The organism is Nocardiopsis sp. MG754419, from assembly GCF_018207095.1.
GTDB lineage: Bacteria > Actinomycetota > Actinomycetes > Streptosporangiales > Streptosporangiaceae > Nocardiopsis.
The window spans coordinates 1-15,788 of sequence record NZ_QOCZ01000036.1; the positions used below are offsets into that span (position 1 = coordinate 1).

17 protein-coding genes are annotated in these 15,788 nt (G+C 71.0%); 16 read left to right on the plus strand and 1 reads right to left on the minus strand.

Annotation, left to right across the window (positions count from 1 at the left end; genetic code table 11):
• Positions 1 to 170: 170 nt before the first annotated feature.
• Positions 171 to 704 (plus strand): sigma-70 family RNA polymerase sigma factor, encoded by a 534-nt coding sequence (locus DSY14_RS09785; protein ID WP_211716180.1) that lies wholly within the window; start codon positions 171 to 173, stop codon positions 702 to 704.
• An 81-nt stretch (positions 705 to 785) separates the two neighbouring features.
• Here the strand turns inward: DSY14_RS09785 and DSY14_RS09790 are convergent, their stop codons facing one another.
• On the minus strand, positions 786 to 1,310 hold the full coding sequence (locus DSY14_RS09790) for an inorganic diphosphatase (RefSeq protein ID WP_211716181.1): 525 nt from the start codon (positions 1,308 to 1,310) through the stop codon (positions 786 to 788).
• Positions 1,311 to 1,386: 76 nt separating this feature from the next.
• Here DSY14_RS09790 and dacB point away from each other — a divergent pair, with 76 nt between their 5' ends.
• From dacB to DSY14_RS09865, 15 genes are all read left to right on the plus strand, one after another.
• A complete protein-coding gene (gene dacB / locus DSY14_RS09795) occupies positions 1,387 to 2,742 on the plus strand; it encodes a D-alanyl-D-alanine carboxypeptidase/D-alanyl-D-alanine-endopeptidase (RefSeq protein WP_211716182.1) in 1,356 nt (451 codons plus the stop codon).
• Positions 2,743 to 3,003: 261 nt separating this feature from the next.
• Positions 3,004 to 4,083 (plus strand): zinc-dependent metalloprotease, encoded by a 1,080-nt coding sequence (locus tag DSY14_RS09800; RefSeq protein ID WP_211716210.1) that lies wholly within the window; start codon positions 3,004 to 3,006, stop codon positions 4,081 to 4,083.
• Positions 4,080 to 5,057, plus strand: coding sequence for a tRNA lysidine(34) synthetase TilS (tilS, locus tag DSY14_RS09805; protein ID WP_211716183.1), 978 nt, complete (start codon positions 4,080 to 4,082; stop codon positions 5,055 to 5,057). The genes DSY14_RS09800 and tilS overlap by 4 nt, the downstream gene beginning before the upstream one ends.
• A gap of 110 nt (positions 5,058 to 5,167) precedes the next feature.
• The gene (gene hpt, locus DSY14_RS09810; RefSeq protein ID WP_211716184.1) at positions 5,168 to 5,722 is read left to right on the plus strand and encodes a hypoxanthine phosphoribosyltransferase; all 555 of its coding nucleotides are present in this window, start codon (positions 5,168 to 5,170) and stop codon (positions 5,720 to 5,722) included.
• A 256-nt stretch (positions 5,723 to 5,978) separates the two neighbouring features.
• Positions 5,979 to 7,979 (plus strand): ATP-dependent zinc metalloprotease FtsH, encoded by a 2,001-nt coding sequence (ftsH, locus tag DSY14_RS09815; RefSeq protein WP_211716185.1) that lies wholly within the window; start codon positions 5,979 to 5,981, stop codon positions 7,977 to 7,979.
• Positions 7,976 to 8,566: a GTP cyclohydrolase I FolE gene (gene folE / locus DSY14_RS09820; RefSeq protein WP_307851177.1), complete on the plus strand. Its 591-nt coding sequence runs from the start codon at positions 7,976 to 7,978 to the stop codon at positions 8,564 to 8,566. Before ftsH ends, folE begins: the two co-directional genes overlap by 4 nt.
• Before the next feature lie 145 nt (positions 8,567 to 8,711).
• A complete protein-coding gene (gene folP / locus DSY14_RS09825; RefSeq protein WP_249187618.1) occupies positions 8,712 to 9,617 on the plus strand; it encodes a dihydropteroate synthase in 906 nt (301 codons plus the stop codon).
• Complete coding sequence (locus DSY14_RS09830; protein ID WP_211716186.1) at positions 9,614 to 10,060, plus strand: nuclear transport factor 2 family protein; 447 nt, start codon at positions 9,614 to 9,616, stop codon at positions 10,058 to 10,060. The genes folP and DSY14_RS09830 overlap by 4 nt, the downstream gene beginning before the upstream one ends.
• Complete coding sequence (folB, locus tag DSY14_RS09835; RefSeq protein ID WP_211716187.1) at positions 10,060 to 10,431, plus strand: dihydroneopterin aldolase; 372 nt, start codon at positions 10,060 to 10,062, stop codon at positions 10,429 to 10,431. Before DSY14_RS09830 ends, folB begins: the two co-directional genes overlap by 1 nt.
• Positions 10,428 to 10,964 (plus strand): 2-amino-4-hydroxy-6-hydroxymethyldihydropteridine diphosphokinase, encoded by a 537-nt coding sequence (gene folK / locus DSY14_RS09840; RefSeq protein ID WP_211716188.1) that lies wholly within the window; start codon positions 10,428 to 10,430, stop codon positions 10,962 to 10,964. Before folB ends, folK begins: the two co-directional genes overlap by 4 nt.
• Positions 10,964 to 11,464: a DUF3180 domain-containing protein gene (locus DSY14_RS09845; RefSeq protein WP_211716189.1), complete on the plus strand. Its 501-nt coding sequence runs from the start codon at positions 10,964 to 10,966 to the stop codon at positions 11,462 to 11,464. The genes folK and DSY14_RS09845 overlap by 1 nt, the downstream gene beginning before the upstream one ends.
• A gap of 154 nt (positions 11,465 to 11,618) precedes the next feature.
• Positions 11,619 to 12,065: a PH domain-containing protein gene (locus DSY14_RS09850; RefSeq protein WP_307851180.1), complete on the plus strand. Its 447-nt coding sequence runs from the start codon at positions 11,619 to 11,621 to the stop codon at positions 12,063 to 12,065.
• A 399-nt stretch (positions 12,066 to 12,464) separates the two neighbouring features.
• Positions 12,465 to 13,772 carry a PH domain-containing protein gene (locus tag DSY14_RS09855; RefSeq protein WP_211716191.1) on the plus strand — a complete coding sequence of 436 codons (1,308 nt, stop codon included), beginning with the start codon at positions 12,465 to 12,467 and terminating at the stop codon, positions 13,770 to 13,772.
• 246 nt (positions 13,773 to 14,018) lie between these two features.
• Positions 14,019 to 14,261: a chaplin family protein gene (locus DSY14_RS09860; RefSeq protein WP_211716192.1), complete on the plus strand. Its 243-nt coding sequence runs from the start codon at positions 14,019 to 14,021 to the stop codon at positions 14,259 to 14,261.
• 570 nt (positions 14,262 to 14,831) lie between these two features.
• Positions 14,832 to 15,716 (plus strand): Rossmann-like and DUF2520 domain-containing protein, encoded by an 885-nt coding sequence (locus tag DSY14_RS09865; protein WP_211716193.1) that lies wholly within the window; start codon positions 14,832 to 14,834, stop codon positions 15,714 to 15,716.
• Positions 15,717 to 15,788: the final 72 nt, after the last annotated feature.

Here is a 15,788-nt window from a genome sequence, read left to right on the forward strand (position 1 = left end):
ACGGGCCGCCGGGGCCACCGGAGCCACGAGAACCCCGGGACGGCGCCTGAGTCGCCACCGCGTCGGGTCTCGCCGGGCACACGGGTCGGAGCATCGCCCCGGGGCGGGACGGCCGCGTCTTTCGGCGAACCGGGGAGCGCCGCGCGAAGCGCGGCGTAGATTCTAGGTCTATGACGGACCAGGACCTTCTGCACACCCTGCGCTCAGGCCGCACCCGCCCGGCCGACGTCTACGCCCGTCTCCTCGACGTGTACGGGGAGGATCTGTACCGGCACTGCGTTCTGGTCCTGCGCGACCGCGACACCGCGCACGTCGTGTTGCGGGACACGTTGATCGTGGCCCGGGCGCACAGCGCCCGCCTAGAGGACGCCGAGCGACTGGGCGCATGGCTGCACGCGTTGGCCGAGGCGGAGTGCGGTCGCCACCGGTCCCGCGCGGCCGGTGGCGACGGGGCGCGTCGCCCCGCTCCGCGAGGCTCCGACGGCCTGGTCCGGGTGCGGGTGCTCAGCGGCATGACCCGGCCCGAACTGGACGGATACCGCACCCACGTGGCGGTGCGGGCCGATCGCTTCGGCCCGGACGGCTTCCCCTTACGGCCCGGGACGCGGCACACCCTGCGCGGCGTGGTGTTCTCTCCGCCCGCCGCGCGATCCCTGATGCTGTGGGGAGCGCTGGTCCTGCTCCTGCTGCTCGGCGGTACCTGAGCGGCCCGCTCGGGCCCGGACGCGAACAGGCCCGGTGAGTGACTCTCACCGGGCCCGGTCAGGTACCGAGACGTGCGTCGGTCACTTGTCCTCGTTGGTGATGTGCGAGGAGTCGCCGTGCACACCGGCCTCCTCGGCACGCTTCACCGACGCGATGATCTCCTGCTCGGCCTCGTGGCGACCGACCCAGCTGGCACCCTCGACGGACTTGCCGGGCTCCAGGTCCTTGTAGACCGTGAAGAAGTGCTCGATCTCCAGGCGCTCGAACTCGTTCACGTGGTGAATGTCACGCAGGTGCTCCTGGCGGGGGTCCGTCGCCGGGACGCACAGCAGCTTGTCGTCGCCGCCGGCCTCGTCGCGCATCCGGAACATGCCGATGGCGCGGGCACGGATGAGACAGCCGGGGAACGTCGGGGCCTTGAGCAGGACCAGCGCGTCCAACGGGTCGCCGTCCTCACCGAGAGTGCCCTCGACGAAGCCGTAGTCGGCGGGGTAGGTGGTGGAGGTGAACAGCATGCGGTCGAGACGGATACGACCGGTCTCGTGGTCCACCTCGTACTTGTTGCGCTCCCCCTTGGGGATCTCGATCGTAACGTCGAATTCCATGCTGATCTCGGCTCCCAATGCGACTAATGTCGCCGTATAACAACAACGTCAGGCCGCGACACCGAAGGAAGGGCAGGTGCCCCGGGTGCGACGGGTACGAGGCGAGGCGTTCCTCGCGCTGGCCCTGCTCAACATATTCGTGCTGATCACCGGGTTCGTCGCCCTGGACGTGATCGAGGCACGACCGCTTCCGGCGGTGCCCAACCCCGTCACGCACGCCGACGGCGTGGCGGCGGTGGAATCCGCGGCCCCGACTCCGGCGGACCCGGTACGGATCGCGGACATTCTCGATGATCCCATGTCGTCGTCCGGACTCGAGGAGGGCCTCTCCGGTTTCGTGGTCGACGGCCTGACCGGAGAGACGCTCTTCGAGCGGGACGCCGACACCGCGGTGACCCCGGCGTCGACCACGAAGATCGCCACGGCGGTCGCCGTACTGGACACCGTCGGCCCCGACCACGTGCTGCGGACCGAGGCCTACCTCGACCCCGCGCAGAACCGGGTGGTCCTGCGTGGTGGGGGCGACGCGACCCTGACCGCGACCGCCGACTCCGCAGCTTACCCGCAGGTAGCGACGTTGGAGAAGCTCGCCGAGGACACCGCCGACGCGCTCGCGGAGCAGGGCGTCGACAGCGTCACTGTCGGTTATGACGATTCCCTGTTCACCGGATCCGACACCGGCCCGGGGTGGAAGCCCACCTACGTGACCGAGGGCAGCACGGCCACGATCCACGCGCTCCTCGTCGATCAGGGAAGGGCGGACCCGGACGTGGCCACCCGGGTGCCGAACCCGCCCCGGGCCGCCGCCGAGGCCTTCGCCGACCAGCTGGAACGGGCCGGACTCACCGTCGAGGGCGAGCCGGACGAGGCGGCGTCCGTCGGTGAGCCGGTCGCCTCCGTGGACTCCGCGCCGATCAGCGCCCTGGTCGAGTTCATGATGTTGGCCAGCGACAACAACATGGCCGAGGCGCTCGGCCGCGTCGCCGCCCTGGAAACGGGGGAGGAGCCCGACTTCGCCGGGGCCGCGGCCGCCACCCACCGCGTCATGGACGACCTCGGCATCGAGGGCGTCGACCTGTCGGACAACAGCGGCCTGAGCACCGAGAACCGCATCACCCCGCGGGCACTGGTCCAGCTGGTCAAGGCGGCGGCCGACCACCCCGAGCTGAACGCCACGGTCACCGGTCTGCCCACCGCGCACTCCACCGGAACCCTCTCCGGCCGGTACTCCGAGTTCTCCTCCTCGCACCACGCCGCCGGCATGGTCCGCGGCAAGACCGGCACCCTCGACGGCGTCAGCACCCTCGCCGGCACCGTCCACGACATGGAGGGCAACGTGTTCGTGTTCGCCCTCATGGCCAACAAGGACGGCGCCAGCGGGCCGCAACTGGACACCCTCGCCGCCGCTCTCGCCCGCTGCGGCTGTTCCTAGAACCCGGAGGTGTTCGTTCGGGGGCGCCGTCCTCTCCTGGGGTTCGCGCCGCCCCTGCGGTCCGTGTGCGGGAACCCTCGGGAGCCGGCCCGTGGCCCGACACGCCGGTGTCGGGACCCGGCGGTCGTCGTGGACCGATGGGGGACACACCCGGAACCGGCGTGTTTCCGGTCGGATCAGGGTGAACCCGGGGTCTGCCCTGAATTCGATCCCTGATCCCCGTGCCGCCGGGCCTCCCGTGGGTAGGCTGGCGTTGTGACTGTGATCGACTGGGACGTAGCCGTCAATACCGGCGTTCGCCTCGTGCGCCCTGGACCGCAGGTGGACCTGTCCGACGCGCGGCAGGCCGTCGCGCAGTTGCGCGAACTCTCCACCGTGGCCGCCGGACACGTGCGCGAATTCACCGGAATGAACCCCCTCGAATCCTCGGGCCCCGCGGTCATCGTGGACCGGCCCGGCTGGATTCGAGCCAACGTCGACGGGTTTCGGGTGGTGCTCGAACCCGTACTCCAACAGATGGGCGCCGAACGCGCTGCCGCCGGACCGGCCGGGAACCTGGCCGGCGCGGTCGGTTCGCGGATCACCGGGATGCAGCTCGGCGCCGTGCTGTCGTACCTGGCCGGGAAGGTCCTCGGCCAGTACGAACTCTTCCTGCCACCGGACCCGAACGGCCACTCGCCGACGGGTCGACTGACCCTGGTGGCGCCCAACATCGTCAACACCGAACGCGAACTGGACGTCGACCCGCGCGACTTCCGGCTGTGGGTCTGCCTGCACGAGGAGACGCACCGGATGCAGTTCACGGCCACGCCGTGGCTGCGCGACCACGTCCAGCAGCTCATGCAGGAACTGCTGCTGTCCACGGAGATGGACGCCACCGACCTCATCGACCGGCTCCGACAGGCCGGGGAGGCCGTGGCCGACGCCGTGCGCGGGGGCGAGGGCAACCTCCTCACCGCGTTCCAGAGCCCCGAGCAGATCGCGCTCATGGACCGGGTCACCGCCGTCATGAGCCTGGCCGAGGGCCACGGGGACTACGTGATGGACGCGGTCGGACCCGAGGTCGTGCCCTCGGTCGAGACCATCCGGTCCCGGTTCCAGAAGCGGCGCGAGACCGCCAACCCGCTCGACCGGATCATGCGCCAGCTCTTGGGCATGGACATGAAGATGAAGCAGTACGAGGAGGGCGCCGCCTTCGTCCGGCAGGTGGTCGCCCAGGTGGGTATGGCCGAGTTCAACAAGGTGTGGACCTCGCCCGAGACCCTGCCCAGCATCGAGGAGATCCGCCGGCCCTCGGCGTGGATCGAACGGGTCGTGCGCCCCGCCGCCATCTCCGAGTGAGCGGGCCGCCCGCCGCCGTGGCCGCCGTGCGCTCGGCGGTCCGGCGGGTGCTGTCCGCCCTGCCCGACGGCACCACGGTGCTGGTGGGGTGCAGCGGCGGCGCCGACTCGCTGGCCCTGGCCGGGGCGCTCGCCTTCGAGGCGCCCCGCATGGGCCGTGCGGCCGGAGCGGTCACCGTGGACCACGGACTCCAGGAGGGGTCGACCGCACGCGCCGAGGGGACCGCCGAGGTCCTGCGCGGTCTCGGCCTCGACCCCGTGGACGTGGCCACCGTACGGGTGACCGGGGACGGTGGCCCGGAGGCCGCCGCGCGGCGCGCCCGCTACGACGCCCTGGACACCGCGCTGCGGGAACGGGCCCCGGCGGTGGTGCTGCTCGGGCACACCATGGACGACCAGGCGGAGACGGTCCTGCTCGGGTTGGCCCGGGGATCGGGAGCCCGTTCCCTGGCGGGGATGCCCGCCGTCTTCGGCGACTACCGGCGTCCCCTGTTGGAGTTGGACCGGGCCACGGTCCGCAAGGCCTGCCGCCTCATGGGGTTGCACCCCTGGGAGGACCCGCACAACCACGACCCGCGGTTCGCCCGCTCCCGGGTGCGCCACGAAGCGCTGCCGGCGTTGGAGAAGGCGCTGGGCCCGGGCATCGCGACCGCCCTGGCGCGGACCGCGACCCTGCTCCGCGCCGACGCCGACACCCTGGACGCGCTGGCCGAGGACCTCCACGACCGCGCGCGGGCGGCCGGGGCGGGCGACGGGTTGGCCGTGGAACCACTGGAGGAGGCCGACGCCGCGTTGCGCACCCGTGTCCTGCGCCGCGCCGCCCTCGACTCCGGCTGTCCGGCGACCGACCTCACAGCCCGCCACGTGCGCGAACTCGAACGTCTGGTCACCGACTGGCACGGCCAGGCCCACATCGACCTGCCCGGTGGGGTTCGCGGCCGTCGCTCGGCGGGACGTGTCCACTTCGTTCGGTGACCGCTCGGGCTCCGCGTTCCCGCAGGTCGTGGCGTCCGGCACCGTCGCCGCGTTCGGCACGTTTATCCTGGTTGCCGCAAACGGGGAATCCAGCAGCGAGGACAGTGAGCGTGGACGCTAAGGACATGGGCGATGACCTGGAGAAGGTTCTCGTCACCGAAGAAGAGATCAAGGCGCGTCTGGCCGAGCTGGGTGAGCGGATCGACGCGGACTACGCGGGTCGCGACCTGCTGATCGTCGGTGTGCTCAAGGGCGCGGTCATGGTCATGGCCGACCTGGCCCGGGCGCTGCACACCCCGGTCTCCATGGACTGGATGGCCGTCTCCTCCTACGGTGCCGGGACCACCTCCTCGGGTGTGGTGCGCATCCTCAAGGACCTGGAGACCGACATCAAGGACCGCGACGTCCTCATCGTCGAGGACGTCATCGACTCCGGCCTGACCCTCTCCTGGCTGGTGGGCAACCTGCGCTCGCGCGGTCCGAAGTCGGTCGAGATCTGCACCATGGTCCGCAAGCCGCTGGCCTTCGACGTCGACCTCGACGTCAAGTACATCGGTTTCGACCTGCCCAACGAGTTCATCATCGGTTACGGGCTGGATTACGCGGAGCGTTACCGGAACCTGCCGTTCATCGGCACGCTCGCCCCGCACGTCTACGAGAAGTAGCCCCGACCCCCGCCCGCGCCGCCGTGTCAGGGCTCACGCGGGCGGGGTCACGGGAACAACGGAACGGGTCGTCGTCGTTGCGTTCATGACGGCTCGCGTCCGGCCTCAGCGGTGTGCCCGCCCGGCGCGGCGAGGTGTACCGTCGAATATCCCGGCGTCAGCGCGGGGAGCACGTGTCCGATAGGTCCTGCTCCGGACAGTCCTCTGGGGCGGGCGGCCTGGTCAGGAGGGACGGACCCGACAGGGTTCCGCTCACATGAATCTGAAGCGTTTTTTCCGCGGCCCGTGGATATGGATCCTGGTCGTCGCCCTCATGCTCATCATCGGTTTCCGCGTGTTCGACGTCGGCGGAGGGCCGCAGCCGGAAGAGGCCGACACCTCGGAGATCTACCGGCTCATCGAGCAGGACCAGGTCAGGGATGCCGAGATCATCGACCGAGACCAGCGCATCGAGCTGACGACGGTCGACGGGGACATCCGCGAGGCCTACTGGGTCGAGGGCCAGGGCCTACAGCTGGCCGACATGCTCCAGGAGTCCAGCGAGAACCCGGACGGGGAGCTGCGGGACTACAAGGTCTCCGTCGCCACCACCCCGATCTGGACCACCGCGCTGTTCAGCCTCCTGCCGCTGATCATCATCATCGTCATCTTCTGGTTCATCTTCAGCCAGATGCAGGGCGGCGGCTCCCGCGTGATGAACTTCGGCAAGTCCAAGGCCAAGCTCATCACCAAGGACACGCCCAAGAACACCTTCGCCGACGTGGCCGGGGCCGACGAGGCCATCGAGGAACTCCACGAGATCAAGGAGTTCCTCCAGAGCCCGGAGAAGTTCCAGTCGATGGGTGCCAAGATCCCCAAGGGCGTGCTGCTCATGGGGCCGCCCGGTACCGGTAAGACCCTGTTGGCCCGCGCCGTCGCCGGTGAGGCCGGGGTGCCGTTCTACTCCATCTCGGGTTCGGACTTCGTCGAGATGTTCGTCGGTGTCGGTGCCTCCCGTGTCCGGGACCTGTTCGAGCAGGCGAAGGCGAACGCGCCCGCGATCATCTTCATCGACGAGATCGACGCCGTCGGACGCCACCGCGGCGCCGGCATGGGCGGCGGTCACGACGAACGCGAGCAGACCCTCAACCAGATGCTGGTCGAGATGGACGGCTTCGACGTCAAGGGCGGCGTGATCCTCATCGCCGCCACCAACCGTCCCGACATCCTGGACCCGGCGCTGCTGCGGCCCGGCCGCTTCGACCGGCAGGTCGTCGTGGACCGCCCCGACCTGGACGGACGCCGCGAGATCCTCGAGGTCCACTCCAAGGGCAAGCCGATGGCCGACGACGTCGACTTCACGGTGATCGCCCGTCAGACCGCCGGGATGACCGGTGCCGACCTGGCCAACGTCATCAACGAGGGCGCCCTGCTGTCCGCGCGCGCGGACAGCAAGGTCATCACCCACGCCGTCCTGGAGGAGGCCATCGAACGTGTGATGGCCGGCCCCGAGCGCAAGTCCCGGGTGATGTCGGACCGCGAGAAGAAGGTCATCGCCTACCACGAGGGCGGCCACGCCCTGGTGGGTCACGCGCTGCCCAACGCCGACCCGGTGCACAAGATCACGATCCTGCCGCGCGGTCGGGCCCTCGGGTACACCATGTCGGTGCCGACCGAGGACAAGTTCCTCACCTCGCGTTCGCAGATGATGGACCAGCTTGCCATGATGCTCGGTGGTCGCGCCGCCGAGGAGCTCGTGTTCCACGAGCCCACCACCGGCGCCGGCAACGACATCGACAAGGCCACGAACCTGGCCCGGAACATGGTCACCGAGTACGGCATGAGCGAGCGCCTGGGCGCCCGCAAGTTCGGGTCCGCCAGCAGCGAGCCGTTCCTGGGCCGCGAGATGTCGCACGCCCGCGAGTACTCCGAGGAGATCGCCTCCGTCATCGACGAGGAGGTGCGCCGCCTCATCGAGTCCGCGCACGACGAGGCCTACGAGGTCCTCGTGGAGTACCGGGACGTCCTCGACGACCTGGTCGTACAGCTGCTGGAGCGGGAGACGCTCTCCAAGAGCGAGGTCCTGGAGGTCTTCGCCCCGGTCGGCAAGCGTCCCTCGCGCGGTTCCTACACCGGCTACGGCAAGCGCCAGCCCTCCAACCGCCCGCCGGTCCGTTCCAAGAAGGAACGCGCCGTGCTCAACGGCACCGACGTGCACGGGTCCGAGTACAACGGCCGGGTCTCCGGTGGCGAGGGCGACGAGGGGGACCAGGCGTGAGCGACCTTCCCGCCAGACCGGTGGACCGCGAGCGCATCGCCCGCGCCGTCCGCGAGATCCTCATCGCGATCGGGGAGGACCCCGACCGCGACGGTCTGCTCAAGACGCCCGACCGGGTCGCGCGCGCCTACGAGGAACAGTTCTCCGGGCTCGGCCAGAAGCCGGGCGACGTGCTCACCACGGTCTTCGAGGCCGGGCACGAGGAGATGGTCCTGGTCAAGGACATCGAGCTGTACTCGACCTGCGAACACCACCTCGTGCCGTTCTACGGGGTCGCGCACGTGGGCTACATCCCGGCGGCGGACGGTCGCATCACCGGACTGAGCAAGCTCGCCCGGCTGGTGGACGTCTACGCCCGCAGGCCGCAGGTGCAGGAGCGCCTGACCGGTGAGGTCGCCGACGCCATCATGGAGCACCTGGAACCGCGGGGCGTGATCGTCGTGGTCGAGGCCGAGCACCTGTGCATGACGATGCGCGGGGTGCGCAAGCCCGGCGCCAAGACCGTCACCTCCGCCGTGCGCGGCATCTTCCGGGGCAGCGACCGTACCCGGGCCGAGGCGATGAGCCTCATTCTCGACCAGCGCTGACACCGCGGCGGCGCCGGTCACGGCATCGCCGTGGGCGTCGGCCCGACCGGGGTCGAGCGGGCGCCGGGAAAGACCCGGACACCACCCTTCCGGGGGTCGGGGCCATGTGCCTCCGGCCCCCGTTCGTGCGCGTAGGGTGAAGATCATGGCGCCGAAACACACACTTCCGGGACTGCCCGACCGAGGGCGGTGCCTGGTCATGGGGGTCGTCAACGTCACCCCCGACTCCTTCTCCGACGGCGGGTCCTGGTTCGACCCCGCGCGCGCGATCGACCATGGTCTGCGTCTGGCGGAGGAGGGCGCGGACATCATCGACGTCGGTGGTGAGTCCACCCGGCCCGGCGCCCAACGCGTGGACGCCGCCGAGGAACTGCGCCGGGTCGAGCCCGTCGTGCGGGAACTCGCCGCACGTGGCATCGCGGTCAGTGTCGACACCATGCGCGCGGAGGTCGCCGCCCGATCGGTCGAGGCCGGCGCCGTGCTGGTCAACGACGTGAGCGGTGGTCTGGCCGACCCCGAGATGGCGGAACTCGTCGCATCTTCCGGTGTCGCGTACGTGTTGATGCACTGGCGTGGGCATAGTCATGACATGCAGAGCCGTGCCGTGTACACGGATGTCGTCCAGGAGGTCCTCGATGAGCTCCGCGACCGTATGGAGGCCATGATCAGCGCAGGAGTCGACCCCGGCCAGATCGTTCTGGACCCGGGACTGGGATTCTCCAAGCGTCCCGAACAGGCGCACAACTGGGACCTGCTGCACCACCTGGAACGGTTCCACGAGTTGGGCCGTCCCGTGTTGGTCGCCGGTTCCCGCAAACGCTTTCTCAGCCGCCTGTTGAGCGACACCAAGGGCGAGGACCGACCGTTCGTCGACTGTGACGCGGCGACCGCCGCGGTGACCACCCTGTCCGCGGACCGGGGCGCCTGGGCGGTGCGGGTACACGACGTCCGTGCCAACGCCGACGCCGTGCGGGTGGCGGCCGCCTGGTCCGACGGCGGTACCCACCTCGACGAGGGCCGTTTCGAGCCCGTGGACCGGAGCGGCCTGTGAACTCGCGCCAGGAGGTCATGGAGAGCGTCGGCGAGGCCAACGCCCAGTTCTACAGCGCCATCGAGAACGGCGACATCGACCTGATGCGCACCGTGTGGGCGGAGGAGCACGAGGCCCCCGACCTCGTGTGCGTCAACCCCGGTTGGCCCCTGCTGCGCGGGCGCACCGAGATCATGCGTGCGTGGTCCCTCATCATGGCCAACGTGACCTACATCCAGTACGTGCTCACCGAGACGCACATCGGCGTGGGCGGCGACATCGCCATGGTGACGTGTGAGGAGAACGTCCTCACCGCCGAGGACGGCAGCCCGGGGTTCGTCGCCGGCGGCCAGGTGGTCACCACCAACCTGTTCGTCGACACCGACCAGGGGTGGCGCCTGTGGTCGCACCACGCCTCACCGGTCCTCATGGAGGAGGACGACGACGCGGAGGCCGAGGACTGATGCTCGACCGCATCGCGCTCCGCGGTCTGCGGGCCAGGGGGCACCACGGTGTGTTCGACTTCGAGCGCCGTGAGGGTCAGGACTTCGTCGTCGACGCGGTCCTGTACCTGGACACGGCGCCGGCCGCGGCCAGCGACGACGTCGGCGACACCGTGCACTACGGGCTGCTCGCCGACCGGCTGGTCGCGATCGTCACCGGCGAACCGGTCGACCTGATCGAGACCCTGGCCGCGCGGTTGGCCGCCGCGTGCATGTCCGAACGGCTCGTGGAGGGGGTCGAACTGACGGTGCACAAACCGTCGGCGCCCATCGAGCACGAGTTCGCGGACGTGGCGGTCACCGTCACGCGCGGGAACCGGGGTGCGTGGTGACCCGCGCCGTGCTGGCCCTGGGGTCCAACCTCGGCGACCGCCACGCCACCCTGCGGGGGGCCGTGGAGGCGCTGTCGTCCGGGCCGGGGGCGCCCACCCCCGTCGCGGTCTCGCCGGTGTACGAGACCGCGCCGGTGGGCGGCCCCGATCAGGGCGCCTACCTCAACGCCGTGCTGGTCGTGGACTTCGACGGCACCGCGCGGGAGTTGCTCGAACGGGCCCTGGCGACCGAACAGGCCTTCGCCCGGGTTCGTGAGGTCCGGTGGGGGCCGCGCACCCTGGACGTGGACGTGATCACCTTCGGCGACACCGTCGACGACGACCCCGTCCTGACGCTGCCGCACCCGCGCGCCCACCTGCGCGCGTTCGTGCTGCGTCCCTGGCTGGACGCCGATCCGGCCGCGGTCGTGCCCGGGCGGGCCTCGGTCGCGACCCTGCTCGCCGCGGTGGAGGAGGCCGACACCTCCGGTGAACAGCGGCTGTCCCGCCGGGACGACCTGGCCCTGCGGCTCTCGGGGGAGGCGGATCACTGATGTCGGGTGACGGCGGGGGCACGCTCTCCCCGACCGGATGGCGTGTCCCGTCGGCCCTGGCGGCGTCGGGCGCCGTGGTCGGCCTGTTCGTCGCCAACTCGGTGTCCGGTCTTCCGTTGATCCCGTGGTCGGCGATCCCGACCCTGCTGCTGTTGGCGGCGGCGGAGGCCTTCACCGCGGGTCGCACCGCGCGGCGCATCCGACGGGCACCGGGGACCGAACCCATGGAGCCGCTCAGCGCCGCCCGCCTGCTGGCCCTGGCCAAGGCGAGCGCCCTGTTCGCCTCGGTCGGCCTGGGCTTCTTCGCTGGGATCGCCCTGGCGATCACCGAGCGGCTGGAACTGCCCACCCACCGCGAGACCTTCCTCATCGCGCTCGGCACCGCCGTGTCCGCGGGGCTGCTCTTGGCCGCCGCGCTGTACCTGGAACACGCCTGCCGGGTGCCGGAGGGCGACGGCAACGGGAACGACGACGGCGACGACACGCCACAGGCACGGTGACGGGGTGCTGAAGCGGACGGAGCTTGCCCGCTGATGGTTGACTGAGGTCGTGGAGACCAGTGAACCGACACCCGAGTCCGAAGCGGGATCGACGAACCCGGACCGCCCGGAGGTCGCGGCCTTCGCCGCGCCCGAGGGTGTGCCCTGGCGGCGCATCCCGACCGCTCTGGCCTGGTACCGACGTCTGCTGACCACGGCGGGCTGTCTGGCCGCCGGCGTGGGCGGTGGTGTCCTGCTGCTCCTGTGGGGCAGTCCCCTGTGGTCGGGGATCTGGGCCGCCCTGGCGTTGGTCGTCGCCGCGGCCCTGTGGTTCCTGGCGGGGCTGTTCCAGCGCTCCTGGGGGTACGCGGAGGCCTCGGCGGAGTTGTACCTGACCTACGGGGTGCTGGTCCGACAGCTCGTGGTGGTGCCATACGGCCGGATGCAGGTCGTGGACGTCACCGCGGACCTGCTCGAACAGGCGTTGGGGATCGCGACGGTGCGGGTGCGCACCGCGGCCAGCACCGCGGACACACGCGTGGTCGGGCTCCCGTTGGCCGATGCCGTCCAGTTGCGCGACCGGCTCGCGGCGCGCAGCGAGAGTTTCTCCACGGGGTTGTAAGTGCACGGACCGTCTTCGCACGAACCCGGATGGGCGCCGCCGGGCGGCGGCCCCCATCGGCCTCCGCAGGGACCGGCCCCGGGGCCACCGCCGGGGTCGTCACCGCAGGGACCTCCGCAGGGGCCGCCGACGGCGCCCCCGGGTCCACCGCAGGGGCCGCCCCAGGGACCTCCGCCGGGATGGCCCCGGGGCGGACCGCCTCAGGGCCCACCACAAGGTCCACCCCAGGGTCCGCCTCCGGGAGGGTGGCGGCAGGGACCGGCCCCGCACCCGTACCCTTCGGCCCCCGGGCCCTATCCACGGTTCCAGGGGCCGACCGCGGCGCCGCCGCACCCCGGCTGGGGACCGCCGCCACCGCCCCGGGACGACATCGTCTCCGGGATCTTCCGTGCGCACTGGATGATCATCCCGTTGCAGGTCATCGCGGTGACGTTGGTGTTCATCGCGTTGATCGGGCCGATCCTGGTGATGTTCGGGTTCGCCTGGGTGCTCTTCATGGCGATGGCCGTGGTGTTCGGCTCCTTCGCCTACGCGCTGCCCTCCTGGTGGTACGGCACCTTCGGGCTCAGGGAGGACCATCTGGTGGTCCACACCGGACTGCTCCTGCGGAGTTCCCGGGAGATCCCGCTGAGCAGGCTCCAGGCGGTGGACGTGGTCCGTCCGTTGTTGATGCAGGTCTTCGGGATGGCGGAGCTGCGCGTCGAGCTCGCGGGCGGTGACGGCAGCGCCATCCGGCTGCGCTGTCTGCCCGTGAACACGGCCGAACGTATGCGGGCGGCCGTGCTCGCGCACGCCGCGGGGCTCCCCGGGCGGGCGCCGGAGGCCCCGGAGTGGCCGTTCTACCGGCTGCCCTTCCCGTTGCTGCTGGGCGCGCTGACCTTCCGTGTGCCGATCCTCGTCTCCTTCATCCTGCTGCTCATGCTCCTCACCGCGTTCGTGGTGTTCCTGGAGCCGGGCGTGCTGGGCGCCGTGATCCCGCTCGCGCTGGGGCTGCTGCGCTACTACTGGGGGCCGCTGACCCGCTACACGGACTTCTACGCGTCGCTGTCCGGGGACGGGTTGCGCCTGCGCTACGGGATGTTCCAGCGCCGCATGCAGACCGTGCCGCCCGGCAGGGTCCAGGCGGTACGGATCGTGGAGCCGTTGTTGTGGCGTGCCCTCGGGGTGGCCCGGGTCGAGGCCACGGTGGCCGGCTACGCGGGCGCGCGCCAGGGCGATTCCGCGGACCTGCTGCCGGTCGCGCCCCGGACCACGGCGTTCACCCTGGTGAACGAGGTGTTCCCGGACAGCGAGGCGGCCGTGGTGCCGCTGGTGACCAACCGGGACATGTGGGCGAGCGCGGCCGGCGTGGACGAACGGCTGTTCGTGAGTGTGCGCGGCGTGTTCTGCCGGGTGACCGAGATCGTCCCGGTGGAGCGGATGCAGACGCTGCGCCTGTCGTCCGGCCCGATCGCCCGGCTGCGCGGGCGGGCCACCGTCGACGTGGACACGCCTCCGGGGCCGGTGTCGGCGCGGGCCACCGACCGGGACGCGGGGGAGGCCCGGCGGTTCCTGGACGCGCTCATCGAGCACGGAAGGCGTGCACGGGTGCCCTCCGCCGGCACGGAACGGTGGGCGACCCGGGCGACCCTGCACGCGCGACCCTCCCAGAGAGAACATCCGGGCGAGGAACCGGAGGTTTCCCCTGGTGACACCCCCGAGGCGTAAGTGTGGCGTGTGTCACAAGGAGGGTCGCAAGTGCTACCGGTTGAGGGTTGCATGTCCGACATGTCTGCTCACTATGGGTGGTTTTTCCTGGTCACGGGCGATCGGCGCTTCGCAATTCTGGTCACACGCGGCTGCTGAGTGTGGCTAAATGGTGACTGAACACGGGGAGTGTTCACTGTCATACACATCGTCAATGGTTTCGACCGTTTGGCGCCCCCCGCCAAACGGTCCTGACGGGAGAAATTCATGCTGAAGAAGGCCTTCGCCGCCACCGCCATCACCGCTGCCGCCGCCGGCGTCCTCTTCGCCGGGTCCCCGGCCATGGCCAACAGCAACGTGTTCACCTCCGGTAACGGCGGCATCCTGAGCGGCAACCAGGCCGTTGTGGACGTCGACGCTCCGATCAACGTCTGCGGCAACTCCATCGCGATCCTGGGTGTCTCGGGCGCGAACTGCACCGACTCCGGCGCCTCCGTGAAGAACTGGTAGTCACCGCGTCGACTCGACCCGACCGGGCGAGCAGGTTCAGCCGGCGACGTCCTGGCTGAATCGCCCCAGGGTCAGCGAGCCTCGGCTCGCGTAGCGCCATCCCGTGACGACGGGATGGCGCTTTTTCGTGCGCGGGGTGCGTGCCCGGCCGGTCGGTGGGCCGCGATCGGCACCGGCGTCGATCGCGGTGTGAGGTGGTGCCGCGCGCGCCGCGCCGGCGGGCCTTCGGGGTCCGTCTCCGGCGCACACGTGGAGTGACCTGTCACGCATGGTTGATCGTTCTCACTCTCGGTGACGGTCGTGGCCTCGGGCGTGCGCGGTGGTCCTTCCGTGCGCCGTCGCTCCCGCACGCCCCCCGGGTGTCGCCGAGCGACACCGCGGAAAGGTCGCCGGGGGAGGTCGCAGCGGAACGTGGGGGTGGGCGAGGGTGCCCGCCCCCACGTCGTGTTCCCCGCCACGGCCTCACCAGGGGCGGGGCGGCGGGGCACCGTCGGGGGAGGACTATCGTGTGCTCAGACCACGGTGCGTCGGTCGTGAGGGCGCACCGGACCAGAAGGGGACACGGAGCACATGGAGACGACACAGGGGCGCCCCGCCCGGCTGCGCGTGGGCGTCATCGGGGCCGGGCGCGTCGGCTCCGCCCTCGGAGTCGCGCTGGCCAGAGCCGGGCACAAGGTCGTGGCGGCCAGCGCCGTCTCCGAGGCGTCGGTGACACGCGTGGAGGAACGGCTGCCCGGTGCCCGCATCCTCGAACCCTCCCACGTGGTCGAGGCCAGTGACCTGGTGCTGCTCACCGTCCCCGACGACGCCCTGTCCGACCTCGTCGAAGGGCTCGCCGGCACCGGTGTCGACCTGCGCGGCAAGATCCTCGCCCACACCGGCGGCGCCCAGGGCTACGGCATCCTCGCCCCCGCCACCATCGCCGGCGCGCTGCCCCTGGCCCTGCACCCGGCCATGACCTTCACCGGCCGCGACGAGGACATCGAACGGCTCGCCAACTGCGCCTTCGGGGTCACCGCCCCCGACCAGCTCCGCCCCATCGCCGAGGCCCTCGTCGTCGAGATGGGCGCCGAGCCGGTGTGGATCGCCGAGGACAAGCGCACCCTCTACCACGCCGCCCTCGCCGGCGGCGCCAACCACCTGGTCACACTCGTGGCCGACAGCGCCTCCCTGCTCACCGCCGCCGGCGTGCCCGAACCCGGTCGGCTGCTCGCGCCGATGCTCTCGGCCGCACTGGACAACGCCCTGCGGCTGGGCATCCACGGGCTCAGTGGTCCGGTCCTGCGCGGCGACGCCGGGACCGTCGCCGGGCACATCGAGCAGTTGCGGGAGAACGCCCCCGAGAGTGTGGCCAGCTACGTCGAACTCGCCCGGCTCACGGCGGACCGGGCCATCAACGCCGGCCTGCTCAAGCCGGAGGACGCCGCGCGTCTGCTCGACGTCCTGCGCCGCTGAGGCCCCCGCGGCGCCGGGCCCCGGTAGGTGAGCTCCGGCCCGCGCGCGCCACCGTGCCCGCCACACCACCAC